The sequence below is a fragment of the Candidatus Enterovibrio escicola genome (genome assembly GCF_002464935.1).
Lineage (GTDB): Bacteria > Pseudomonadota > Gammaproteobacteria > Enterobacterales > Vibrionaceae > Enterovibrio > Enterovibrio escicola.
Genome location: NZ_NBYY01000011.1, coordinates 172335 through 198062, shown reverse-complemented (window position 1 = coordinate 198062; position 25728 = coordinate 172335). Strand labels below are relative to the sequence as shown.

Genomic DNA, 25728 nt, shown 5'->3' with positions numbered 1-25728 from the left:
TTCTTATTTAATCTGATTGTTTGAATTAAACCATCAGTCGTGAAAGGACTTTGGTCTGAATAAATTAACCGATGTTTTCACCGATATCGATAACCGATGTTTTCACCGATATCGATGAGTTCTATCAGGTTTTTTCTTCTCTGGAAACAGCTAGGATTTCAGATGTTAAAATAAGAAAGAAAGATTCTCTCCGGTATTATTGATTAAATCAGGTCTATAACGCACTGATCTCAATATTTGTTACAGTCTTAATTAGTCTGATGGCGAATAGGCATACCGAGTCTTATAACTTTGTTCATTGTTTTCATATTTGCCAGCGCTTCACTAACTTGAGCATTGTAATTAACCTCAGATCTGCATAAGAGATTGTTTATAAATCCGAGTCATCTTGATACTCGGCTTCTTTGGTCGAAATGAATACGCGATGAGCCAAGCCAGCAAGTTGACCATAAGCTGATACAATTAAGGTGCCTAAAATCCTTGATTTGGGATATGTTTTTTAGTTGGTCAAAAACGATTTCAATAATAAATCTTTTCCGGAGCATTAGGGGGGTCCCACAGTTCCATCATTTTTGGTTTCTTATTCCGTTTCACACCAGTTATTAGTGTCACTCCATTGTCTGTAAGTTCCCGCTCCAATGGACTAGAGATATAATATTTATCTCCGTATAAACACGCCCAAAGCTCATTAACCATTTCTGACACAGGCTTTTTATCATCCACGTTAGCCATCGTCACTTTGATTGAGATGATGCCACCTTGGTCATTGATAATAAGGTGTAATTTGAAGTCGTAGAACGACCCTATCGTTCCTTTTCCTCGCTTCTCGGTACATTTACAAACCTGATATCTTAGAATGCGTAGGTTGTGACAAACCTGTAGCGTGGATGAATCAACTAAGGCAATCCCTGTCGGCCTTGCCTGACGGTGAGTGAGGTAAGAGTAAAGCGGAACCATAGCACCTTGTATGAGCTTGAGCATTCGCGTGTAGCTAATTAATTCAGGAAATTCGTTGGTGAGGTGGCGACAAACAAAGTGGATGTAATAGGTTTTGAAGTTTCGATATCCCGATTGATGGAAAGCTATCACTATCGTCATCACTTTGCTAACGGAGAGGCGAAAATGCTTGTATCTTTGTTTGATACCGGAAGAAATGAGATATTTCCCATGCAGGGAGGAAAGTCTGGTAGAAGTCGTCGACATCAACGAAAACAGCGTCTAAGTTATTCATGCACACGTCCTTATACAGGAAATAGTTTTTTTAAACGATCAGATCGTAACTTTGGCATTTAGTTTGTTTTATATGCGCAGCTCAGGTTAATTACGAAGAGTAAGTTTAGGATTGAGCAACTCTTTATAGCGAAAGATTGCTGTTTCTGTTACTGAGCGTTTGTGATAACCCCTGTCCTTTTTTACTCCGTCAATTTATCTTCTTTTAATATCTTTACCGCTTCATTTCTAGGATGCCCATCCTCCCAGTACCCCGCGTTGCTTTGAGGTGGAATGCGTGGCGTTATTCCTTTGTTCTTCAGTATGTGGTGACATACTCTTGTGTCATAGGCTCCATCAGCACTAACTTGCTGTACTTTTCGTCGGAATGGGTTAAGCCATTATAGATATAAAACCTCATTGTCACCCACAGAAACGAGGCTAACTTCTGTAGCAATAACCTCATGCAGTAGACACATCAATGTCAAGATTAAGTTTGAGCCAGATCCGCTGCTTCCACTTACCGTGTTTACGCATTTTCCATTCACCTTCGTCGTATACTTTTAGGCCTGTGGCATAAATAATGACGTAGATAACAGCTCCAAGACTCGGCAAACGATACTTAACTTTTACGGTTTTCGAACACATTACTAATGTGGGTGTATGTAGGTAATTTCAGAGGGACATTCATTAACGTAAAAATTGAATTGAGAAAGCCTACTAATCCACGAAGTGGGAGTTTAAAAATATCTTTCACCATCAGTGCCATTTTCATCGCTGCATCCGAAAATATAAACCCACGGCCACTATAACCGTGATGCTTTGGACAAGACCATGCCTTAATAGCAGCGACGTCTCCTAAAAAAGTCACTGAATCACGGTTTACTAATACTTGATTATATTGTTTCCAGTTATTAATCTTGTATTTGGCATTTGCCTTTCCCATCAGCACATCCGGCTTAACTCCTTGATGATCTGATCGTAGGAATTGTGATTAGTTCAGATATTTTGGAAACAACGCTTTAATAAGGTTGTAATTGGGATATTTAGGGGGTACCTGATGTAGTGATTTTTCTTTTTACCCAAGTTTCATTGAACCACAGTGATAGTAAAATGACTGCGCCACCTATCGACAAGGTCACTATGTCTGCGTTGTGATTCCAAATTACTAGATTGACTATAATTCCAGCAGGAATTAATGCATTATTCATTATAGCCAGTGCGCCAGAATTAACCAATGTGGTACCTTTATTCCATAAGAAGTAACCTAAACCAGAAGCGACGGTACCAAGATATGTTAAGATCAACCATTGGTGGAGATTAGTAGGTAATTTATCTGGATTACCCAATATTAAGAAGGCAGGGATTGCAACACACAGGGCTCCGAGATAAAAAAGTCCAAATGTCGTATGCTGAGAGATGTTAAGATTTGATCTTTCCATCACCACTTTATAACTAACTTGTCCAATAGCAAAACAGAGATTTGCACACTGAACGATTATAAATCCCAGCATGAAATTCTGGTTTACCGAAGAAAATTTGATCATCACTGCCCCCAATACAGCAATCAGCGCGGTCATCAAGTACCAAGGAGAAAAACATCGGTGGAGTACATCGTAAGTCAGAGTAACATAAATAGGTGTGAATACGGTAAACAGTAATACTTCTGGTATTGACAAGTATAAGAATGATTGATAGTAGAAGCAATACATCAATCCTAACTGGATAGCACCGATTGCCATTAATTGTAATATTAGTGTGTTAGGGATTCCTTTCAGGCGAAGGAAGGGTAGGAAGACTAATGCGGCAAGAGTTACACGGCTGACTACTGAGAAATAACTATCTACCTGTCCAGCGAGATAAACACCAATCAAACTAAAAGAAAATGCCCAGAGAATGGTGACAAATGAAAGGTGTTTCATAATATACTCGTAACCCAGAAGCTTATAACAAGTTAATAATGTTGTTAAACGGTTTTTTTCTCTGCTTATCTCTGAACAGGGTCGCGTATTTTAGATATCGTAATAAGCTTAACTGATGGTTAACTTAAAGATACATCTATAAACCTACCAAATAATAAAATTTAATTCTAGGTCACGGGAGATAAATTACGTACACTCTCTTTAAGAAAGCAAAGATTTTTGATTAATAGTTTAATCTTAGCTCACATTAATAATGTGACGTCGATACGATTTTAAGCTAACTTTAATGTTAGGCGGAATATTACTTTAAAAAAGCGGGTCATGTACTCAACCTAAGATCTGCATAAGAGCTTGCTTATACATCTGAGTCATCTTGATATTCGGCTTCTTTTTTTGAGTGAATACGCGATGATCCCAGCCAGCAAGTTGACCATAGAGCTGATACAATTATGGTGCCTAGAATGCTTGATTTGGGATATGTTTTTTAGTCGGTCAAAAACGATTTCAATAATAAATCTTTTCCGGAGCATTAGGGGGTTCCACAGTTCCATCATTTTTGGTTTCTTATTCCGTTTCACACCAGTTATTAGTGTCACTCCATTGTCTGCAAGTTCCCGCTCCAATGGACTAGAGATATAATATTTATCTCCGTATAAACACGCCCAAAGCTCATTAACCATTTCTGACACAGGCTTTTTATCATCCACGTTAGCCATCGTCACTTTGATTGAGATGATGCCACCTTGGTCATTGATAATAAGGTGTAATTTGAAGCCGTAGAACGACCCTATCGTTCCTTTTCCTCGCTTCTCGGTACATTTACAAACCTGATATCTTAGAATGCGTAGGTTGTGACAAACCTGCAGCGTGGATGAATCAACTAAGGCAATCCCTGTTAGCCTTGCCTGACGGTGAGTGAGGTAAGAGTAAAGCGGAACCATAGCACCTTGTATGAGCTTGAGCATTCGCGTGTAGATAATTAATTCAGAAAATTCGTTGGTGAGGTAGCGACAAACAAAGTGGATGTAATAGGTTTTGAAGTTTTGATACCCTGATTGATGGAAAGCTATCACTATCATCATTACTTCGCTAACGGAGAGGTGATAAGGCTTGTATCTTTATTTGATACCGGAAGAAATGAGATATTTTTCCCATGCAGGGAGGGAAGTTTTGCAGAAGTCGTCGACATCGCCGAAAATAACTTCTAAGTTATTCATGCCAAAGTCCTTATGCAGTCAATAGTTTTTCTTCAAACGATCAGATCGCGATTTTGACATTTAGTTCATTTCTTGTGCGCAGATTAGGTTTCTCCATAAGTTGAATTGTTCGTTTAGTATGACTTGTAAACTAGTTGTCTATTACTGCAAATATCATGTTTCTTAATAGGATTTGTAATTATGAAAAAATCCATTTTCTAGACGGAAATAAACTTATCGAATACATGATCAAAAAGCGCGTGTCTGAGTCCTGCATAGTGACTGAATAGTAGTTGATGCTTAAGTTGGATCCTATCCTAAATTTGAAGCTGAAATCTGAACCTGAAAATCGAGTCTACGTAAAAAACGGCAGCGAGATCTAATCGCTACTATTGAGGTTAAACACTGTTTTAAGGTTTATAACAAATCACTTATAACATGTGATGATCAAGGTAGTTCGCAACTGCCTCATCGACGTGGCTTCCTATAACTTCATGGTTCGGTAAGGTGGCTTTTACGCGTTCGTGGGCGGTAGCCATAATCAGTCCTTTCTTAGCTACAATCAGCATTTCCACATCATTCATACCATCACCAAACGCGATGCAGTCATTTAGGCTTAGACCTTTCAGCTTCACTACGGTTCTTAGTGCTTCGCCTTTTGATACACCTTCGGCCATTACTTCCAAACAAAATGGTGTAGAAAATGCAACACTAACATTGTTAGCAAAGGTTTCGATGAATTTTTGCTCGTAACCAGTGAGATAGTCGTGGTCATGATGAATAAAAAAGACTTTGATTGCGTTCTGTAGTGGTGGATTTTCTGTGTCAAAAATTGAAAATGAAAAGCCAGATTCTTTGTGGTATTTTGCTAAATCCTCATCAGGTCGGTTTAATAACCAATCATTTTCACGATAAATATGAATGGTTACAGTTTCATCATCTTTCACCATTTTTATTAGTTGAGCTACTACTTCAGGTTTGACATTACGGCTGAATACGAGGTTGTCTTCTTCATCATGGATGCGTGCGCCATTCGATGTAATCCTGAAAGCAGGAATACCAATATTTTTGCGTATACTGGCGACATCAATGTGATGGCGACCTGTGGCAAATACAAAATGCTCACCTTTGTTGTGCAAGCGATGCAATACATCACGGGTATAAGTCGCGATCTTATGGTCAGGCATCAGTAGGGTTCCATCGAGATCGGATGCAACTATTTTGTACATGGATACCTCAATACTGGGAAAGTAATAGTGTTCAGTGTATCTAAGATAGAATATAGAGAAAAGGTATCAATATATCGATCTTGATGTCCTGTTTATTCTCCTTTGAACTGTGTATTTAGTTGTAGAAGAAATAAAGTAATTTATAGGTTCAGTTATCTATCATATGGTTACGACGACTGTCCAGTAGCGCAAAGATACCGAATATTAAGATTGACCATTTTTCCCAACGAGTTATTTTGATTTTGTCACCAAAGGCACTGAGGAAAATCTTCGGTTGCAGACCGAGTATGTATGACAGAAAAGCGGTCATTATGTAAAGTAGGTTTACTGTGATGCTAGGGAATGAAATAACCATATTTGTTATCAATATCAACCAAATAAAGCTAATTTTGGCTTTATCTAGCAAGATAAACACTGTCATTTTTACCCTCTCTGATACAATCTGAAACTTACTTGGCCGGCCTTCTTTTCTTTCATCATGTTCCATTTTAGTGGAACATTGGGTGCGCCGAGTTCTTTTTCAGCTTCAATATAAATTAGTGCAGAGGGGCTAAGCCAATAGTTTTTATCCAATCGATCAATGATATTGCTTAGAAGGTTATTTCTAAACGGTGGGTCGATAAATACCACATCAAACGGTTGGCCAGATTGAGATAAATAGGAAAAGGCATCGATGTTCAGTACAATTGCATTGTTTATTTTCAACGTATTGAGATTAAGTTGGATTTGTGAAGCTGCACCTTTATCCAGTTCCAGTAGGGTGACATGCCCTGCTTGCCGAGACAAGGCCTCGAGTCCAAGGGCACCACTGCCAGCAAATACATCTAAGCACTTAGCCTGATACAAGTCTTTAGCCAGCCAGTTAAATACAGTTTCTTTAATTCTATTAGTAGTGGGACGTAAACCTTTTACATTTTTAACAGGAAGTTTTTTACCACGCCATTTTCCACTATTTATACGAATAAAATTAGACTTACTGCCTACTTTTATCGCTGAGTTTCTGTTCATATTTATGTCATAAATATTTCCGTGGTCTATTTTACCATAAATTCTTTTGACCGCCAATAAGATGTTAGTATATATCGGTTCGATGACTATCGTCAGCGTTTTCCATTTATTACGAGGTTAGTGATAGAAGGGTTTTAGCCATTGTAGCTAAGCTACAAGTCATGTATTGAACCACTGTTACCGTACTGTATTTATAGAAACAGTGTTCAAGGTTTTTAATCTGAACACTGTTATCGAGAGGATTATACGAATCATTCTTGAGGATTTACCAATGGCAGAAAAAAAGAAATATGAATTTATATCTTTGCCGTATTTTGACTGGAATAAAGATGAAGAATTAGAACAGTCACAGATTGGAACGCAATCGAACTTAGAAGAAACTACCTGCCTTAAGATACACGCAGGCGAGAAAAACCCTAGAGGTAAACAAACACGTTTAAAGGCAAAAGAGGTAACCAAAGCAGGACAGAAAGAGCAAAAAGAAATAAAGCGTAAAAGTTTTTTCACACGTCTTAAACGTGGTCTTCAAAAAACAAGATCAAACATTAGGTTAGGCTTTTTTAGCTTGTTCAGTGGCAAGAAAATTGATAATGACTTGTTTGAAGAGTTAGTAGAGCAGTTACTAATCGCTGATGTTGGTATGGATACAACCACCAAAATAGTCAATCGTTTGATGGACAAAGCTAATCGACATGAACTCAAAGACGGAGAAGTGTTGTATGGTTTACTTAAGCAGGAATTGGTGGGAATTCTACGCAAGGTTGAGAAACCGTTAGACGCCTACTGTAAAAATGGTCCATTTGTGATCCTCGTGGTTGGTGTGAATGGCGTGGGTAAAACTACCACAATCGGCAAGCTGGCGAAACAGTTCCAACAACAAGGAAAGTCGGTTATCTTAGCAGCGGGTGATACCTTCCGTTCAGCCGCCGTCGAACAGTTAGAGGTGTGGGGAAAACGAAATAATGTTCAGGTTATTGCACAACATACGGGTGCAGACAGTGCATCTGTCATCTACGATGCTATTGAGTCAGCAAAAGCGCGTAAGGTCGATATTGTAATCGCAGATACTGCAGGTCGTCTTCAGAATAAAACTTATCTAATGGAAGAGCTTCGAAAAATTATTCGCGTAATGAAAAAGATTGACCCAAATGCACCACATGAAATGATGCTAATCATTGATGCTGGCACTGGCCAAAACGCAATGAGCCAAGCTCGTTTATTCAATGACATTGTACCGTTGTCAGGTATCACCTTGACCAAGCTAGATGGTACTGCTAAAGGTGGTGTGATCTTCGCAGTGGCCGATAAATTTAACATTCCGCTTCGTTATCTTAGTATGGGTGAAGGGATTGACGATTTAGAACCATTCGTCGCGGAAGACTTTATTGAGGCTTTATTCAGTCAGGAGGATTAAATAGTATGATCCGATTTCATCAAGTAAGCAAGGCCTACCGAGGTGGTCATCAAGCATTACAGAAAGTTAATTTCCACTTACTGAAGGGGGATATGGCATTTCTAACCGGCCACTCTGGTGCGGGTAAAAGTACGCTGTTGAAGTTACTCTGTGCAATTGAGAGACCAACAGATGGGCAAATCTTATTTAATGGCCATGATATCGCCAAAATTAATAGTAAAGACGTTCCATTCTTACGCCGCAACATTGGAGCGATTTTTCAAGATCATAAGCTTTTGATGGATCGAAGTGTGTTTGACAATGTGGCGTTGCCACTGTGCATAGGACAGGCGAGTAAAATTGACATTAAAAAACGGGTACCTGCTGCTCTTGATAAGGTTGGCTTACTAGATAAACTCAATTGTCTCCCCATTCAACTTTCCGGTGGTGAACAGCAACGTGTTGGCATTGCGCGGGCAGTTGTTAACCGTCCTCAAGTCCTTCTTGCCGATGAACCAACAGGAAATTTGGATGCAGAATTATCACAGCAAATCATGAAGTTATTTCGCCAGTTTAACCAAGTAGGGGTTACAGTGTTAATGGCAACACATGATACGTCGTTGTTAAATAACTATGATATGCGTCATTTTGATTTAAATCGTGGTCATTTTTCTGAGGTGGGTCGTCGTGGTTAAGTTTTTAACACTGCATAAACAACAAGGTACTCAGGCACTACATGATTTAATGGTGCATCCACTGGGTAATATGTTAACAATGTTAGCACTTGCATTTTCACTTGCTTTACCTGCTACCCTATTCATGCTGGTAAAAAACGTCATGGCCGTTACTGAATCGTGGCAAATCCCAAACCAATTGACTGCATATTTAAATCAGGATGTTTCTGGGGCACAGGCACAGTCACTCCTTGAAGTAGTTGAGTTGTGGGAAAATGTGAAAAGTACTAGCTTTATTTCGCCTGAACAAGGACTTGTTCAGTTTCATCAAAGCCAAGGATTTGATGAGGCCATCAGTTTGCTTGACGATAACCCGTTACCCTCGGTGATTGTGGTGATGCTTGTCAATGAGGATATGGTATCAGCCACTGCACTTGCGGCTAAGCTGCGTGCGGAATCTGAGGTAGAAGAAGTACGGTTAGACAGTGAATGGCTGCAACGCTTATCGGCGATTGAATGGCTGATGATGATGCTTACGTTGGTTTTTTCTGGTTTAATCCTTATGGCAGTGTTTCTCATCATAGGTAATACCCTGCGTTTACACCTGTTTAACCATAAAGCAGAAATACAGGTATTAAAGTTGGTGGGAGCAACAGACAGCTATATTCTACGTCCATATTTATACACAGGTGTGTGGTTCGCGTTAGCAGGTGCCGTTGTGGCTTGGTTTGTGACGTTAATTAATGGGCTGATTTTAAACACTGCAGTAGAAAACTTAGCTATTTTATACAATAGTGGTTTTCGTCTCTTAGGTCTTAGGGTTGATGAGACCCTAATTTTATTAATGGTTGCAGGTCTAATTGGCTTTCTTGCGGCACGTTTGGTAGCAGGTAAGCATTTACGAGAGATTGAACCTGTGTGAAATTTTGGGGTCACAATGTCAACATAATTAAACTTATTGTCTTCTGAGTAACTCAGATGTAGGTGACAGAAAGTTGCAGTCTCTTAAACATAAGCAGAGTATGGCGAGAGTTGAAATTGGTTCACATATGTTTGTAATAGTCCAAAAGAGGTAAAAATGACAGCAGAGATATATGTAATAGCCCCGATCTTTAAAGATAGCATGGATAGTTATCTGCAACAGGTAAACAGCCATCCAATGTTGACTGTTGAGGAGGAACGAATTCTTGCAGAACGTCTGCACTATAAGGGGGAGTTGGATGCAGCAAGGCGTTTGATCTTGTCTCATCTCCGATTTGTTGTTCATATTGCTCGTGGTTATTCTGGCTACGGTTTACCTGTATCTGATTTAGTTCAAGAAGGTAATATTGGACTAATGAAAGCGGTAAAACGCTTTAATCCTGAAGTGGGTGTTCGTTTGGTCTCTTTTGCAGTGCACTGGATCAAAGCAGAAATCCATGAATACGTGTTGCGTAACTGGCGTATTGTGAAAGTAGCGACCACTAAAGCGCAACGTAAATTGTTTTTTAATTTACGCAAAGCGAAAAAACGCCTTGGTTGGTTCAATTCAGAAGAAGTTAACATGGTTGCAGAGCATTTAGGTGTTGACCCCGAGGAAGTACGAGAGATGGAATCTCGTTTAGCAGCACAAGATGCAGGATTTGATGTGGGTACGGATGAAGACGAACGCGAAGGCTCTGTGGCTCCAGTCTATTATTTGGAAGATAAAAGTTCAGATGTTGCGATAAATATAGAGTTGGAAGACTGGGAAAATTATGCGAACCAGCGACTGGAACAAGCCATGTCTGGGTTGGATGAACGTAGCCAGCATATTGTTCGTTCACGGTGGTTGGATGATAATAAAAGAACTTTGCAAGAGCTAGCCGATTATTATCAAGTATCCGCAGAACGTATTCGTCAGTTAGAAAAAAATGCCATGTATAAACTGAGAGACGCTATGGGCGTGTACTTTGATTACTACTCCCGAAGATTGTAAAAATGGGCGAATGCCAATTGTCTTGTGCCTATTAATCCCTTAAGATAACTAATCTTAACCTGAAATGTGCATAAGAAATGAACTAAATGCTCAAGTCTCGATCTGATAGTTAAAGAAAAACTATTGACGGCATAAGGACTTGAGTATGAAAAACCTAGATTCTGTCTTCGTCGATGTCGACTACTTCTGCCAGACTTTTCTTCCCTCATGGAAAAATACCTTATTTCTTCTAGTATCAAATAAAGAAATAAGCCTTCTCGTCTCTTATTTAGCGAAGTAATGACGATAGTGATAGCTTTCCATCAATCGAGGTATAGAGACTTCAACACCTATTACATCTACTTTGTTTGCCGCTACCTCACCAACGAATTTTCTGAATTAGTCAGCTACAGGCGAATGTTCAAACGCATGCAAAGTGTTTTGGTTCCACTTTTCTCTTACCTCACACTCCATCAGGCAAGGCCGACAGGGATTGCTTTCGTTGATTCGTCCAAGCTACAGGTTTGTCATAACCTACGCATTCTTAGACATCAGTTTTCTAAAGGTACCTCAAAGCGAGGAAAAGGGATGATAGGGTGGTTCTACGGCTTCAAATTACACCTTATTATCAACAACCAAAGTGGCATTATCTCAGACAAAGTAACGACAGATAATGTGGATGATAGAAAGCCTGTGTCGGAAATGGCTAACAAGCTTTTTAGGTGTTTATACGGAAATAAAGGTTATATCTCTGGTCTATTGAAGGGATAATTAGCAAACAAGGGAGTGATGCTTATAACTGGTATAAAAAAGAATATTAAACTCAAAGTGATGAAATTTTTGGATCGCCTGATGTGCCGACAACTATTTATTATTGAAACCGTTTTTAACCAACTAAAAAACATATCTCAAACGAGCATTCTTGGCACCGTAGTTGTGTCAGTTTTATGGTTAACTTGCTGGAGGGGCTCATCGCGTCTTCATTTCAACCAAAGAAGCCAAGTATCAAGATGACTATGCTTGATAAGCAAGCGCTTATGCAGATCTAAGGTTAATGTTAGATCAGTTATCCACTTGTTTATAATGTTCAACAACTATATGTTGTGGATCCAAATGAAATATTCTGGCTTATCAACGCAATCCACAGATTTTTCCACAGGTGATTATAAATTATACAGATGCTATCTCTCTCTATGATAGGGTTGTGTGAAGAGGCGGATACAATGTTGCTTTGATGGCCATCTCTGGTGGTTACCTTCTATAAAATAACGATAAGAATTGTTAGCAAAAATGGAATAACTAATGGGACAATTTGCGTATATATCAGTTTTAAATGCTTGGAACATGCTTCAATCTAGGGATCTTCAGGCTGTAATTGTTGATATTAGAGATCCTAAATCTTTTCAGCTTTCTCATCCACTTGGTGCTTTTCACCTTACATATGACTCCATTGTCCAGTTTAAACGAGAGGTGGATTATAAACAGCCAATATTGGTGATGTGTTATCACGGTGTTAGCAGTAAAGGCGTTGTACAATATCTTATTAACCAAGGGTTTCAATCTGTCCATAATGTGGATGTAGGCTTTGTGGCATGGCATCGACAACAACTACCAGTGGTATCTAGTACCAATAGTATTGGCTGTTCGTAATGCCAATTATGTCTATTGACAATAGATCCAAAGTAACTGGAATTCCAACTAGGTTAGAAGTTAATAACGCCATGAGCATAAAAGGACTATGCTCATCGGTGATATGACGTAGTCAACTATGCTGTACCTTTAAGTTAAGAATAGTATAACTAAAAACAGTAAAAGATAACCGAGGAGAGCTATGATTTAGCTGATCTTGATTTCTAATTCTCGTGCTGATCAGGCGTTTATCGATTACATGTCATCTCATGATATTGAAATAAAAATGACGCCTGAAGATGAAGGAGGCTTTATTTTAGGGCTCTTCGAGGATTGTGATCAAGTGTAGGTTAAAATGGAATTACAAAGATTCTTGAAGAATCCGACTGCCAAAAAATATTTATCTGCATCGTGGGATAGGGTTGAGAACCATACGGCCAACTTCTATTATCCACGAATAGGGTTTATCGATGCTCTGCGTCAAAATACGGGATCGGTTACACTGATCGTGGTGGTGGGTATTTGGGGGTTGACTTGAGAAACACTATAGTAGTGCTAAATTAGTACGGTTTTTTATTTATACTTTTTTATTTTTTGGTTTTTGGCAATATATGTTTGATGGGTCAAGGTTCAGTGATATGTCTGGTATGGTGTATACGTTACTGGGTTATCTATGGTTTATGGGCAGATTGGCGCCATAGCGTGGCTTGTCAATCGACTCTGCATATTTCATCTTTATATTGTTGTGTTTAGCTCTCGGCTTTTTTAAACCATTTGGTATGGTTATTGCTATTTTGGTTTATTTGTTTGGCTTATTTGCAGGGTGTTTTGTAGGTGTATTTGATGCTCAATGGTCATTATCAGTATGATAAATACCATAATTACTTATAATACGAATCTTTATCTTTATGTAGGAAAAAATATATAATTTAGCTGTAAAAAATGGATTAAAATCTCGGATTCTACACTCATTGATTACACCCCCGTTATCTGAAATGCGCAGGTGTTATGTCTTAATCTGCCATTAAATACTCTAAAAATATCGTTAGTAGAGTAAGACAGAAGACTTGCTCTTCCACGTGTATTGAGGGATGTATTTTATCTTGGTAAGTCCCTTATTACTAATATCATTGAAGTCAGTTACCTTGGGTAAAAATCTCCTTATCAGACCATTTATCTGTTCATTTGGCTCCCGATCACTTGATTAATAAAGTCTGGTAAAATAGAAATCAGGATTTGTGTAACCGCTTCATGATTGGCGAACTCTGTAGCGTTGTCTGCTGTAAGGGTTTCTCAGTCATGGAAGGTTAAATTTACAATATCAATAAACCTCTCTACCACTGTACCTTCCTGCTTATTTGGCATCTTTTTGATACAGAAAAGTTTATTGATTTTATCCACCACGAAAAGCAGAAAATATTTGTACACAAGCCTAATGCCAGTGTAATTTCTAAAATGACCAGACGATATCTTCTCGTTAGTAATCTTCAATGTCAACACGGTTCTGCATCTTTACCTTATCGACGATTTTTATCTTGATTTTATAGGGTTTACCATTATGGGGAAGATGCTTGTATAGTGTTACGCCATTACCCCTGTCATGCTATCTATACAGCGTTGTTGATAAAAGCAGGCCAATAACCCATAATATGGATTATTGGTTCTCCGAACCTTCTATTATTAAATTAGGTATTTACTATCGAATTTACATTTTTTATTGAAAAAAAACAGCCCGGATATTTTTAGGTAATTTTTTGCTTAATTACTCATGTTTTTAGGATTTTTAAGCAAAATAAGCTAGGAACAGTGACGATTACACATCGAGATTTGCTACTTTCAATGCATTATTTTCAATAAATGCTCGACGGGGTTCAACTTGGTCACCCATTAATGTAGCAAACAACTCATCGGCAGCAACGGCATCATTAATGGTAACACGTAACATACGGCGTGACTCTGGATCCATAGTAGTTTCCCACAATTGATTTGGGTTCATTTCTCCCAGACCTTTATAACGCTGGCGAGATAAACCACGGTTTGATTCCTTCATAATCCACGTTAGTGCATCAGCAAAGCTCTTCACAGGTTGTTTACGCTCGCCACGTTGAATATATGCAGTGTCATCCAGTAAATCATCTAATACCTCAGCCAGATCAGCAATACGCGCATATTCCTTCGAATTTAACAGATCATGGCTGATCAAGTGTTTTTGATCCATACCATGAGTACGAACCACCAACTCAGGCTGATAAGTAGCATGTTCTTCGTGTAATCTTATATCCGAACTGTATTGGCTAGCACCCGTTGAATTTTCATTCAAAACCTTAACAATTCTATCAATCCAACCTTGAACCTTAGCTTTATCGCGAGTTCTGTCAATAGACAAGCGTGGTTGGTATACAAGTTCATTAAGTAATGCTAAAGGATAACGACGTCCCATACGAGCAATAAGTTTCATCACACTGTTATATTGTTTAATAAGTTCTTCAAGAGCCACACCACTCAACGCTGGCGCTTCTTGGTTTACAAATAGCGATGCATTTTCCAATGCTAGAGCAACCTGGTATTGCTCCATCGATTCATCATCTTTAATGTATTGCTCTTGCTTGCCTTTTTTAACTTTATACAATGGTGGCTGGGCAATATAAATATAACCACGCTCGATTAACTCTGGCATCTGACGATAGAAGAAAGTAAGTAGCAATGTACGAATGTGTGAACCATCGACATCGGCATCGGTCATGATGATGATGTTGTGGTAACGCAGTTTGTCTGGATTGTATTCATCCCTGCCAATACCACAACCCATAGCAGTGATAAGCGTCGCCACTTCCTGTGAAGACAACATCTTGTCAAAACGAGCTTTCTCAACGTTAAGTATCTTACCTTTCAGTGGTAGAATTGCTTGATTTTTCCGGTTACGTCCCTGCTTGGCTGAACCGCCGGCAGAATCCCCTTCTACAATGTAGAGTTCTGAAAGTGCAGGATCTTTTTCCTGACAGTCAGCCAATTTTCCCGGCAAGCCACCTAGATCCAGCGCACCTTTACGACGGGTCATTTCTCGAGCCTTACGTGCAGCTTCACGAGCACGCGCAGCATCAATGATTTTGGTACAAATTATTTTAGATTCCTGAGGGTTTTCTATCAGAAACTCGCCAAGTTTTTCATTCATTGCCGACTCTACCGCCGACTTCACTTCTGAAGAAACTAGCTTATCTTTAGTTTGGCTTGAGAATTTTGGGTCTGGCACCTTCACTGACACCACAGCCGTTAGACCTTCACGTGTATCATCACCCAAGGTCGATGCATTAGCTTTTTTTGTATAGCCTTCTTTTTCCATATAAGTGTTCAAGGTCCGCGTCAGTGCCGCACGAAAACCCGCCAAGTGAGTACCTCCATCCCGCTGAGGAATATTGTTGGTAAAACAATATATGTTTTCTTGGAAACCATCATTCCACTGCATTGCCACTTCAACGACCACACCATCTAACCGTTGATATTCGAAGTGAAAAACCATAAGATGAATAGGTGTTTTATTGCGATTTAAATGCTTGATGAAAGCACGAATACCTCCGTCATACATAAAGTATTCTTGTTTATTTACCTCACGTTCATCCACCAATTTGATGGCAACCCCTGAGTTAAGGAACGATAATTCACGGAGACGTTTAGCTAGGATTTCGAAATGGAATAAAATTTCAGTAAACGTTTGATCACTTGGCCAAAAACGGATGCGAGTCCCCGTTTCATCAGACTCACCCACAACAGCCAGTGGTGAGACAGGCACACCAAGATTGTAAATTTGCTGATGAACATAACCATGACGCCAAATAGTTAGCTCCAATTTTTCTGACAAGGCATTAACCACGGAAACACCTACACCATGTAGTCCACCTGATACTTTATACGAGTTGTCATCAAATTTTCCGCCAGCATGAAGTACCGTCATGATAACTTCAGCAGCAGACACTCCCTCTTCTTCATGAAGATCGACAGGGATACCACGCCCATCATCTTTGACTGACACCGAGTCGTCTGTATAGATGGTAACAGTAATTTCAGTACAGTGCCCCGCTAAAGCTTCATCGATAGAATTATCTACCACTTCAAATACCATGTGATGTAGACCAGTACCGTCATCGGTATTACCTATATACATTCCAGGGCGCTTACGTACTGCATCCAGACCCTTGAGTACCTTGATACTCGATGAATTATAATCATTGGACATTGAGTTGCTCTCGCTTAATTTATTAAGCAGTTATTTTACCGTGTCTAACATGAAACATCTTACTATTTTGATCGCACATTTCAGAGATTTAATCCGTCCTAATAGCACTAACTAATATCTGTATACCTGTAGCTTTTAACTGCGACACTAAAAACAGCCGGCATGGACTCTCCCGTTCAGACAAAAAAATCAATCAAGTAAATACATTTCTTACCTACTATACGTAGTATATTCGTTAACCTTGTGCTAAACGTAACGCACAGATCATCTGTTTTAGATGTCCACGATAGAGTACATCTTTTACTGCTGTATTAGTAATACGAAAAAATAAATCTACTTTGTCTAGCCCTTTGACAGTATAAACAAGCTGTTGATCCCGTAAATAACCTGAGCTTCGCATAAGAAATAAACTAACGGCTAAAGTCGTGATCTGATCGTTTAAAATAAACTATTGACTGCAGAAGGACTCAAGTATGAATAACTTAGACGCTATTTTCGTCGATGTTGATGACTTCTGCCAGACTTTCCTTCCTGCATGGAAAAAATACCTAATTTCTTCCGATATTAAATAAAGAAACAAGATTTCTCGCTTCTCAGTTAGCGAAGTGATGACGATAGTGATAGCTTTCCATCAATCGGGATATCGAGACTTCAAAACTTATTACATCCACTTTGTTTGTCGTTACCTCACCAATGAATTTCCTGAATGAGTTAGTTATACGAGGATGCTCAGATTTATGCAAGGTGTTCTAGTTTCGCTTTACTCTTACCTCATTCACCATCAGGTAAGGCTGATAGGGATTGCCTTCGTTGATTCGTCCAAGATACAAGTTTATCACAACCTCCGCATTTTCAGACATTAGGTTTTTAAAGGTACCTCAAAGCGAAGAAAAGGAATTACGGGGTGATTCTACGGCTTCAAATTACACCTTATTATCAACGACCAAGGTGGCATTATCTCAGTTAAAGTAATGACGGATAATGTGGATGATAGAAAGCCTATATCGGAAATGACTGATGAGCTTTTTGGTGTTTATACGGAGATAAAGGTTATATCTCTAGTCCATTAGATCGAGAACTTGCAGACAAGGGAGTGACACTGATAACGGGTATAAAAAATATGAAACCTAAAGTGATGAAACTTTGGGACCGTCTGATGGTCCGGAAACGATTTATTAACAAAACTGTTCTTAACCAACTAAAAAACATATCCTAAATCAAGCATTCTAGGCACTGTAGTTGTCTCAGCTTTATAGTCAACTTTCTGGCGGGACTCATCGCGTATTTATTTCAACCAAAAAAGCCGAGTATCAAGATGACTCAGTTTGATAAGCAAACGCTTATGCAGATCTGAGGTTAAATAATTCTTCTCTAGTAACTCGGTATAATCCGTGCTTCTCCCCCAACCGCGTGACTAGGTGTTGTTGATTAAATCAGGCCTATAACGCACTGATCCCAAAATTTGTTACAGTTTTAATTTGTCTGCTATCGAACAGGCATACCTAGTCTTAGAACCTTGTTCATTGCTTTCACATTTGCCGGTGCTTCACTTTATCGTGTTTACGGGTCTTTCATTCGCCTTTGCTGTATACCTTTAGGCAGCGTCTATCTAAAAAGTGACTGAACCTCGGTGTAATAATGCTTGATTATATTGTTTCCAGTTGCTGATCTTTCCCTTTTCCATCATCATCTCCTTTTTAACTCCATGATGATCTGATCGTAGAAATTATGATTAGTTTAGATATTTGGGGAACTACGTCGGTTAGAGATACTAACTTTTTATCACAATGAGTTAATTTCCTACAGCTTCTGGTGATTTGTATCAATGTATTTCGTTGTTTTATTAGTCTTCTTATTTAAAAACAACCTAGATAAACTGAGGTTCCACATGGAACATATCCCCAGTCGATAAAGTCAGACGAAACTTAAATCTACCAGTCACCAGTTTAACTCCCTTAGGGATAATAAGTTAAATCGGTAATGTTTTAGCCAGTTAAATTAGATTTTGATCTTTTTATTGACGCCTTTTAACGTCGTTAGAACCATCATTGTTTTTTTGTGAATCCAATAGCAACACTAGATAACCCATCGAAATACGACCGTGAATAACCAATCTATTTTGTTGATATCAGATCACGTGTACGAGAAGTGTGCTACGAGATGAAGCTCATGACTAAGGTAAGGTCATAGGCTTCAATATTACATAAATCATATACGGAAAATCTGGATAGTGTCCTGTTATAGACGGATAGGCATTACTACATACATAGTATTTGTATTGTTACAACTTTCAACTAAAGTACTGGCGGTACCATCAGTCATAGAAAAACGCACCTGATCGCACTTAAGTGTATTTAGAACGTCCAGTACATAGCTGACATTAAAGCCAATTTCTAGATCTTCACCTTGATAATTAACATTGACAAACTCCTCTGCTGATTCCTGCTCGGGATTATGCGTAGAAATACGTAGTTGGTCGTTACTCAGATTTAAACGGACACCCCGAAACTTTTCGTTTGAGAGTATCGCAACACGAGAAAAGGATTGACGTAATTCAAGGCAATTTGCTTCCATAATTTTATTGGATGATTGAGGTAACACACGACGATAATCAGGGAATCGCCCGTCCACCAACTTAGAGGTGAATACAAATTGATTAACCTGTGCGCGAATATTCGTGCTACCAATTTGAATGATTACAGGTGATTCATGCTGATCCAATAAACGAATTAACTCTGTTATACCTTTACGAGGTACAATTACTTGCTGAACATTCTGAGTTTTCTCTAGAACAGTCATACTGACAGCCATACGGTGACCGTCTGTCGCAACAAAGCGGAGCTTTGATCCGTCAATTTCAAGTAACATGCCGTTAAGGAAGTATCGTACGTCCTTATTAGCCATTGAGAATGCAGTACTCTCGATTAAATGGCGCAACACACTTTGTGGCAAGGTGAATTCCACAGCACTTGCCCAATCTTCAATATTTGGAAAATCTGACGCAGGTAACGTTGACAGCGTGAAATGGCTACGACCAGAGCGAATAACTGCTCGCTCACCTTCAACTGCGAAGTGAATCAGTGCACCATCAGGTAAACCACGACAAATATCGAGAAACTTACGAGAAGGGACAGTAACCGCCCCCTCTTTAGCATCCCCCTGAAATGGCAGAGACACAGTCACTTCAACTTCAAGATCCGTAGAAGTAATCGATAATTGACCCTTCTTAAGCTTAAGAAGAATATTCCCTAGGATAGGCAAAAGGAGGCGTTTTCCCAACGCCCCTGATACCTGTTGCAAAGGTTTCAGTAATTGCTCTCGAGTAAGAGAAAATTTCATTCTATGACGACAATGTTCGGATTAGATTTGAATAATCTTCTTTAATATCGTGACTTTCTTCACGTAACTGTGCAATTTTGCGGCACGCATGGAGCACAGTTGTATGGTCGCGCCCCCCAAACGCATCACCAATTTCCGGCAAGCTATGGTTTGTTAATTCTTTTGACAATGCCATTGCCACCTGACGAGGACGCGCAACCGATCGACTCCGTCGCTTCGACAAAAGATCTGACATTTTAATTTTGTAATACTCCGCTACCGTCTTCTGAATATTGTCGATAGTGACAAGTTTCTCCTGCAACGCAAGCAAATCACGCAATGCGTCGCGTACAAAATCAATAGTAATAGCACGTCCAGTAAAGTTCGCATTCGCGATCACTCGGTTCAGCGCACCTTCCAATTCACGGACATTTGATCGTAAGCGTTTTGCGATAAAAAATGCCACTTCATCCGGCAAACGAATATTGTGCGCTTCCGCCTTCTTCATTAATATAGCAACTCGCGTTTCAAGTTCAGGTGGTTCAATCGCTACCGTCAGTCCCCAGCCAAATCTAGATTTCAGACGATCCTCTACCCCATGAATTTCTTTTGGGTAGCGATCCGACGTCAAAATAATTTGTTGGTTGCCTTCAAGCAGTGCGTTAAATGTGTGAAAGAATTCCTCCTGAGATCTCTCTTTATTAGCAAAAAACTGAATGTCATCAATAAGTAACGCGTCGACACTTCGATAGTAGCGCTTAAATTCTTCAATTTGATTGTTTTGTAGTGCTTTAACCATATCTTGTACAAAACGCTCGGAATGCATATAGACGACACATGCATCAGATTTACGGATTGTGATAGCATTACCGATAGCGTGCAATAAGTGCGTTTTACCTAAGCCTGTACCACCGTATAGAAAAAGCGGATTATATGCTGCGCCTGGGTTGTCTGCAACCTGACGTGCTGCAGCTAAAGCCAATTGATTAGATTTTCCCTCAACGAAATTAGTAAACTTATGCTTAGGGTTAACATTTGATCTGTGATTAATGTCAGACTGTACTGGTGATGGTGCAGGTTCCCAAGTACGATTGAAATTCGGTTTTACGACTGGATCTGTTTTAACATCTGATTGACTCTGGGATGTTATGCGCACAACAGGTTTACTACCCACTTCAAAGCGCAAAATTGGCATATTAATGCCACAAAATTCGTTAAGCAACACATTGATACTATTGAGATATTTATCTCTTACCCAATAAAGAACAAAACGATTTGGTGCAAATAGAGTAAGGGTATTATCATGTAACTCCGCCTGAAGCGGTCGAACCCACATACTAAATTCTGTTGCAGAGAGATCCTCTTTAAGGCGCTGAAGGCACCTCGACCAAAGCGAAGATGACACGTCCGACCCCACACGCTATAATAATGAAAATGAAATTAATTTTATACTTCTATAACAAGGATCGCTAGCGAAAATATCCCTTTCTCAGTGAATAAGTCCGAAGTTATGCACACTGATCGCACAATTACAGGCAGAACAGCCGTATCTTAGCACTAGTTACTCACAGACTTATCCAAATTACATAATTTTAACATAAGAACTCCCTATTGCTCCTAGCCATTATAAGATGAGTTGTATACCAATTTTCCCTTCTTTTTAACTCCCTGCAAACTCACATTATCCGTGTATAATAAGTTAATTGACCTGAGATGCACATAAGAAATGTACTAAATGCCCAAGTTACGATCTGATTGCTTGAAATAAACTATTGACTACACAAGCACTTATGCAGATCTGAGGTTAACTATGTTTTTTAGAATTTTTGATGGGAACTTGAGATATAGCACCTGTACATTTCAAATGCCGAATGGATCTTTTACTGCAGTCAATAAGATAGTTGATTACAAAGGTTTTGACAGCACGTTATTCATAGGATATATAGAGCTTATTAAAGTAGAGCTTATTAAAGTGGAAATACCCTGATTTATAAGTAAAAGCATGGGTGATATATAGATAAAAGTGGTATAAATCAATCTTTATATAAGTATCGGCATTTGGTAGAAAATGCTTTTAGGCTAATTAAACAAGATCTTTCCGTTTCAACTAGATATTACAAGTTGTAAATAAATCACATCAGCACGGTATCCCTGTATTTATGTTCATTTAGCTTCCATATGCATTATTGAACGAATTTTGTACAGCACATATTAACTGTTCCTAGCCAGTTGTCTCCTAAAAATAGACCTAAATATTACCAACTAATAATAGTGTTAACCAATGTATCTTCCGATATAAAAACACCGCATAGCGGTGTTTTTATTAAAAGTGTAACGTTTTCTTACGATCTCTGACGACGCATGGCTTCAAAGAACTCTTCGTTAGTCTTGCTCATTGCTAACTTATCGATAAGGAATTCCATGCCTTCAATTTCACCCATTGGATGAACAATCTTCCGTAGTATCCACATCTTCTGCAGTTCATCTGAACGAGTCAATAGTTCTTCACGACGGGTACCTGAACGAGTAAAGTCAATAGCAGGGAATACACGTTTATCTGCAATCTTTCGAGATAGATGGAGTTCCATGTTACCAGTACCTTTAAATTCTTCGTAGATAACTTCATCCATCTTAGAACCAGTATCAACTAGTGCTGTTGCAATAATTGTCAGGCTACCTCCTTCTTCCACATTACGTGCTGCACCAAAGAAACGTTTAGGGCGATGCAAGGCATTGGCATCCACACCACCCGTCAGAACTTTACCAGAGCTTGGTACTACCGTGTTATAAGCACGAGCCAGACGCGTAATAGAATCCAGAAGGATGACTACGTCTTTCTTGTGTTCAACCAAACGTTTGGCCTTCTCTATCACCATTTCAGAGACTTGAACGTGACGGCTTGCTGGCTCATCAAAAGTTGAAGCAATAACTTCACCGTTGACCAAACGCTGCATTTCAGTTACTTCCTCTGGACGTTCGTCAATCAGCAGAACCATCAGGACACATTCTGAGTGGTTATGAGCAATACTTTGAGCGATATTTTGTAATAGCAAGGTTTTACCCGCTTTTGGTGGTGCAACAATCAGACCTCGTTGTCCTTTACCAATTGGTGATGCTAAATCTAGAATACGAGATGTAATATCTTCAGTTGAACCGTTACCACGTTCCATCACCATACGCTCATTAGCGTGCAATGGTGTTAGGTTTTCAAACAGGATTTTGTTACGGGCATTATCAGGCTTGTCATAGTTAACTTCGTTTACTTTTAGCAGAGCAAAGTAACGTTCACCGTCTTTGGGTGGACGAATTTTACCTGAAATCGTGTCGCCAGTGCGTAGATTGAATCGACGAACTTGACTTGGTGATACATATATATCATCTGGGCCAGCAAGATAGGAACTGTCTGCGCTGCGCAGAAAGCCAAAACCATCCTGAAGAATTTCTAGCACACCGTTGCCAAAGATGTCTTCGCCACCTTTCGCGTGTTGCTTAAGAATTGCAAAGATAACATCTTGTTTACGGAGGCGGGCAAGATTTTCAATGCCCAAACTTTCGCCTAAGGCGACCAGCTCTGATACGGTCTGATTCTTCAGTTCAGTTAAATTCATAGTGGTAGGTGTCTTGTCAGTCAAAGTTGAGATCTGATTTAATTTGAGTTTAAGAGATCACAGAGTGTGATCGAGAAATGAACATATGATCGCTTTACGTGCAATAAACTAGCACCTGATGAGGGAGCTGTCTAGCTAATAGGCGAAATTAAGTCGTCTTTCAAGTAGCACATGGCTTCCAGATTACATTATAAATTGACATCTAGGAACTCTTTCAGTTGAGTTTTAGACAGTACACCAACCTTAGTTGCGACTAGGCTACCGTCTTTAAATAATAACAAAGTTGGAATACCTCGAATACCGAATTTAGGTGGAGTACCCGAGTTCTGATCGATATTCAGCTTACCAATAGTAACTTTTTCTTCATATTCAAAAGCAATTTCTTCGAGTATTGGTGCAATCATTTTACAAGGACCACACCATTCTGCCCAGAAATCTACCAACACAGGGACTGCTGACTTGATAACATCTACTTCGAAACTGTCGTCAGTCAATTGTAAAATTTTGTTGCTCATTTTCCACTCCAATGATTGTATCCTGTTACTAGTCATACACTATACTAAAACAATTTAAATATACTAGATTTCATAGGTCTTAAGTGTGTTCAGGCCAATGCAAATGCAGATAGGCATAATCAGACTATTTCACGAGGATTTAACAACAAAATTGGCAGAACAATACCCTTTCATAAGGCGAGTTTGCTGACACCTTGCTCTATGTCATTAAAGCCTCTACAACTATAAAATGAGACCTTACATCATGACAGAAGTAAAGCTCGCTGAAACCTGAATTTTCAAGTTGTTTGGGTATAACCAATAAATCATCGTACTATTTGAATGTATTCACTATCGTATTGCAAGCCTAAGCTGATATTCTATACGAATGAAAATGACACATCTCACAGAGCAGAAATTTGCCGATTTCGGTCTTCACACCGATGTAATTAAGGGTTTGGATAAGAAAGGGTTTAAATATTGTACCCCTATTCAAGCTTTGGCATTGCCGGTCCTGCTCACCGGCCAAGACGTTACAGGGCAGGCTCAAACGGGTACGGGTAAAACACTAGCTTTCCTGACTGCCACTTTTCATCACATATTAACCACGGAGACATCTGCTAACCGTAAGAAAAACTGCCCACGCGCAATTATCATTGCACCAACACGTGAACTTGCAATTCAAATTTATAACGATGCAGCTCCATTATCAGATGCAACCTCGATAAAAGCTGCTCTCGCCTATGGTGGTGAAGCTTATGAACAACAGCAAAAATTACTAGAAGAAGGTGTTGATATTCTAATTGGTACCTGTGGTCGTATCATCGATTTCTACAAGCACAAAGTTTTTGACTTAAGTGCAATCCAAGCAGTGGTTCTTGATGAAGCTGACCGTATGTTTGACCTCGGTTTTATTAAAGACATCCGTTTTTTATTACGCCGTATGCCTAAGCCATCGGCGCGTCTAAATATGCTATTTTCTGCCACTCTATCTTACCGTGTGCAAGAATTAGCGTTTGAACACATGATCAATCCTGTGCGTGTTGAAGTCGAACCTAACCAGAAAACCGGCCACCTCATAAAAGAAGAGTTATTCTACCCATCTAACATGGACAAGATGAGTTTGCTACAAACACTCATCGAAGAAGAGTGGCCAGAGCGAGCGATTGTGTTCGCAAACACCAAACATCGCTGTGAAGACATCTGGGGGCATTTAGCAGCAGACAACATCCGTGCGGGCTTGTTGACAGGTGACGTACCACAAAAAAAGCGTGTTAAGATCCTAGAAGAATTCACGAAAGGTAATGTCGACGTTTTAGTTGCGACAGACATCGCCGCACGTGGCCTACATATTCCTAAAGTAACCCACGTATTCAACTATGATTTGCCTGAGGACTCTGAGGACTATGTACACCGTATTGGCCGTACAGGTCGTGCAGGATCCAGTGGCTCTTCCATCAGCCTTGCATGTGAAGATTATGCGGTAAACCTGCCTAGCATTGAGGAGTACATTCAGCACTCTATTCCAGTATCAGAATATGATAAAAAGGCGTTGCTCACAGAACTACCGGCGCCACTTAAAATAAATCGGTCACGTAAAGTAAATGGTCCTCGTAACACAACAGGTAAAACTCGAAGATAACCACGTTATATTAACTCAGACAACAACGAATAAAGCATTAAGGAATGCGATAATATGGATGTTGCCACTGTACTACAAACCCTCTGCTAAAAGAGGGTTGAGCAATACTAACCACATTGCATTACCTCATGACTTAGGTGATATTTGTTATTTCATATCTGCGATACGGTGTTTATTGCGTTTTATTGTTACCTCTATTTGCACATTGAGCGCAACTTAAAAAATAATCAGCATGTGAG

15 protein-coding genes and 7 pseudogenes are annotated in these 25728 nt (G+C 39.4%); 9 read left to right on the top strand and 13 right to left on the bottom strand.

Features of this window, described 5'->3' with window-relative positions:
- Positions 1-248: 248 nt before the first annotated feature.
- From BTN49_RS17495 to rsmD, 8 genes and pseudogenes are all read right to left on the bottom strand, one after another.
- Positions 249-344 (bottom strand): annotated as a pseudogene (locus tag BTN49_RS17495) (IS5/IS1182 family transposase); the annotation flags it as partial.
- A 4-nt stretch (positions 345-348) separates the two neighbouring features.
- Positions 349-1231 (bottom strand): annotated as a pseudogene (locus tag BTN49_RS05005) (IS982 family transposase).
- Positions 1232-1320: 89 nt separating this feature from the next.
- Positions 1321-2155: pseudogene (locus tag BTN49_RS17490) on the bottom strand (IS5 family transposase); the annotation flags it as partial.
- A 100-nt stretch (positions 2156-2255) separates the two neighbouring features.
- Positions 2256-3131, bottom strand: coding sequence for a DMT family transporter (locus BTN49_RS04995; protein WP_097356263.1), 876 nt, complete (start codon positions 3129-3131; stop codon positions 2256-2258).
- 327 nt (positions 3132-3458) lie between these two features.
- A pseudogene (locus BTN49_RS04990) lies at positions 3459-4348 on the bottom strand (IS982 family transposase).
- Positions 4349-4758: 410 nt separating this feature from the next.
- Positions 4759-5556 (bottom strand): Cof-type HAD-IIB family hydrolase, encoded by a 798-nt coding sequence (locus BTN49_RS04985; protein WP_097356262.1) that lies wholly within the window; start codon positions 5554-5556, stop codon positions 4759-4761.
- A 148-nt stretch (positions 5557-5704) separates the two neighbouring features.
- On the bottom strand, positions 5705-5977 hold the full coding sequence (locus tag BTN49_RS04980; protein WP_097356261.1) for a DUF1145 domain-containing protein: 273 nt from the start codon (positions 5975-5977) through the stop codon (positions 5705-5707).
- Between the two features lie 2 nt (positions 5978-5979).
- Complete coding sequence (rsmD, locus tag BTN49_RS04975) at positions 5980-6564, bottom strand: 16S rRNA (guanine(966)-N(2))-methyltransferase RsmD (RefSeq protein WP_097356260.1); 585 nt, start codon at positions 6562-6564, stop codon at positions 5980-5982.
- Between the two features lie 271 nt (positions 6565-6835).
- Between rsmD and ftsY the strand changes: the two genes are divergently transcribed.
- The 7 genes and pseudogenes from ftsY (at position 6836) to BTN49_RS17485 (ending at position 12734) form a co-directional block, all read left to right on the top strand.
- On the top strand, positions 6836-7978 hold the full coding sequence (ftsY, locus tag BTN49_RS04970; protein WP_097356259.1) for a signal recognition particle-docking protein FtsY: 1143 nt from the start codon (positions 6836-6838) through the stop codon (positions 7976-7978).
- Positions 7979-7983: 5 nt separating this feature from the next.
- The gene (gene ftsE, locus BTN49_RS04965) at positions 7984-8652 is read left to right on the top strand and encodes a cell division ATP-binding protein FtsE (protein WP_097356258.1); all 669 of its coding nucleotides are present in this window, start codon (positions 7984-7986) and stop codon (positions 8650-8652) included.
- Positions 8645-9553: a permease-like cell division protein FtsX gene (gene ftsX, locus BTN49_RS04960; protein ID WP_097356257.1), complete on the top strand. Its 909-nt coding sequence runs from the start codon at positions 8645-8647 to the stop codon at positions 9551-9553. The genes ftsE and ftsX overlap by 8 nt, the downstream gene beginning before the upstream one ends.
- Before the next feature lie 156 nt (positions 9554-9709).
- Entirely contained in the window at positions 9710-10588 is an 879-nt protein-coding gene (gene rpoH, locus BTN49_RS04955; RefSeq protein ID WP_097356256.1) for an RNA polymerase sigma factor RpoH, read from the top strand.
- Between the two features lie 145 nt (positions 10589-10733).
- Positions 10734-11616: pseudogene (locus BTN49_RS15270) on the top strand (IS982 family transposase).
- A 253-nt stretch (positions 11617-11869) separates the two neighbouring features.
- Positions 11870-12217, top strand: coding sequence for a thiosulfate sulfurtransferase GlpE (glpE, locus tag BTN49_RS04945; RefSeq protein WP_097356255.1), 348 nt, complete (start codon positions 11870-11872; stop codon positions 12215-12217).
- Positions 12218-12413: 196 nt separating this feature from the next.
- A pseudogene (locus BTN49_RS17485) lies at positions 12414-12734 on the top strand (hypothetical protein).
- A gap of 1275 nt (positions 12735-14009) precedes the next feature.
- On the opposite strand, the gene gyrB reads toward BTN49_RS17485, so the two are convergent.
- Positions 14010-16427, bottom strand: a complete 2418-nt coding sequence (gyrB, locus tag BTN49_RS04930) for a DNA topoisomerase (ATP-hydrolyzing) subunit B (RefSeq protein WP_097356253.1) — start codon at positions 16425-16427, stop codon at positions 14010-14012.
- A 473-nt stretch (positions 16428-16900) separates the two neighbouring features.
- On the opposite strand from gyrB, the pseudogene BTN49_RS22020 reads away from it, so the two are divergent.
- Positions 16901-17781: pseudogene (locus tag BTN49_RS22020) on the top strand (IS982 family transposase).
- A gap of 884 nt (positions 17782-18665) precedes the next feature.
- Here BTN49_RS22020 and dnaN read toward each other — a convergent pair.
- The 4 genes from dnaN to trxA form a co-directional block, all read right to left on the bottom strand.
- On the bottom strand, positions 18666-19766 hold the full coding sequence (dnaN, locus tag BTN49_RS04920) for a DNA polymerase III subunit beta (protein ID WP_097356252.1): 1101 nt from the start codon (positions 19764-19766) through the stop codon (positions 18666-18668).
- 1 nt (position 19767) lies between these two features.
- Positions 19768-21150 (bottom strand): chromosomal replication initiator protein DnaA, encoded by a 1383-nt coding sequence (gene dnaA / locus BTN49_RS04915; RefSeq protein WP_097356251.1) that lies wholly within the window; start codon positions 21148-21150, stop codon positions 19768-19770.
- A gap of 937 nt (positions 21151-22087) precedes the next feature.
- Entirely contained in the window at positions 22088-23353 is a 1266-nt protein-coding gene (gene rho, locus BTN49_RS04910) for a transcription termination factor Rho (protein WP_199399388.1), read from the bottom strand.
- A 188-nt stretch (positions 23354-23541) separates the two neighbouring features.
- Complete coding sequence (gene trxA / locus BTN49_RS04905) at positions 23542-23868, bottom strand: thioredoxin TrxA (protein WP_097356249.1); 327 nt, start codon at positions 23866-23868, stop codon at positions 23542-23544.
- Between the two features lie 367 nt (positions 23869-24235).
- Here trxA and rhlB point away from each other — a divergent pair, with 367 nt between their 5' ends.
- Entirely contained in the window at positions 24236-25489 is a 1254-nt protein-coding gene (gene rhlB, locus BTN49_RS04900; RefSeq protein WP_097356248.1) for an ATP-dependent RNA helicase RhlB, read from the top strand.
- The last annotated feature ends 239 nt before the right edge of the window (positions 25490-25728 follow it).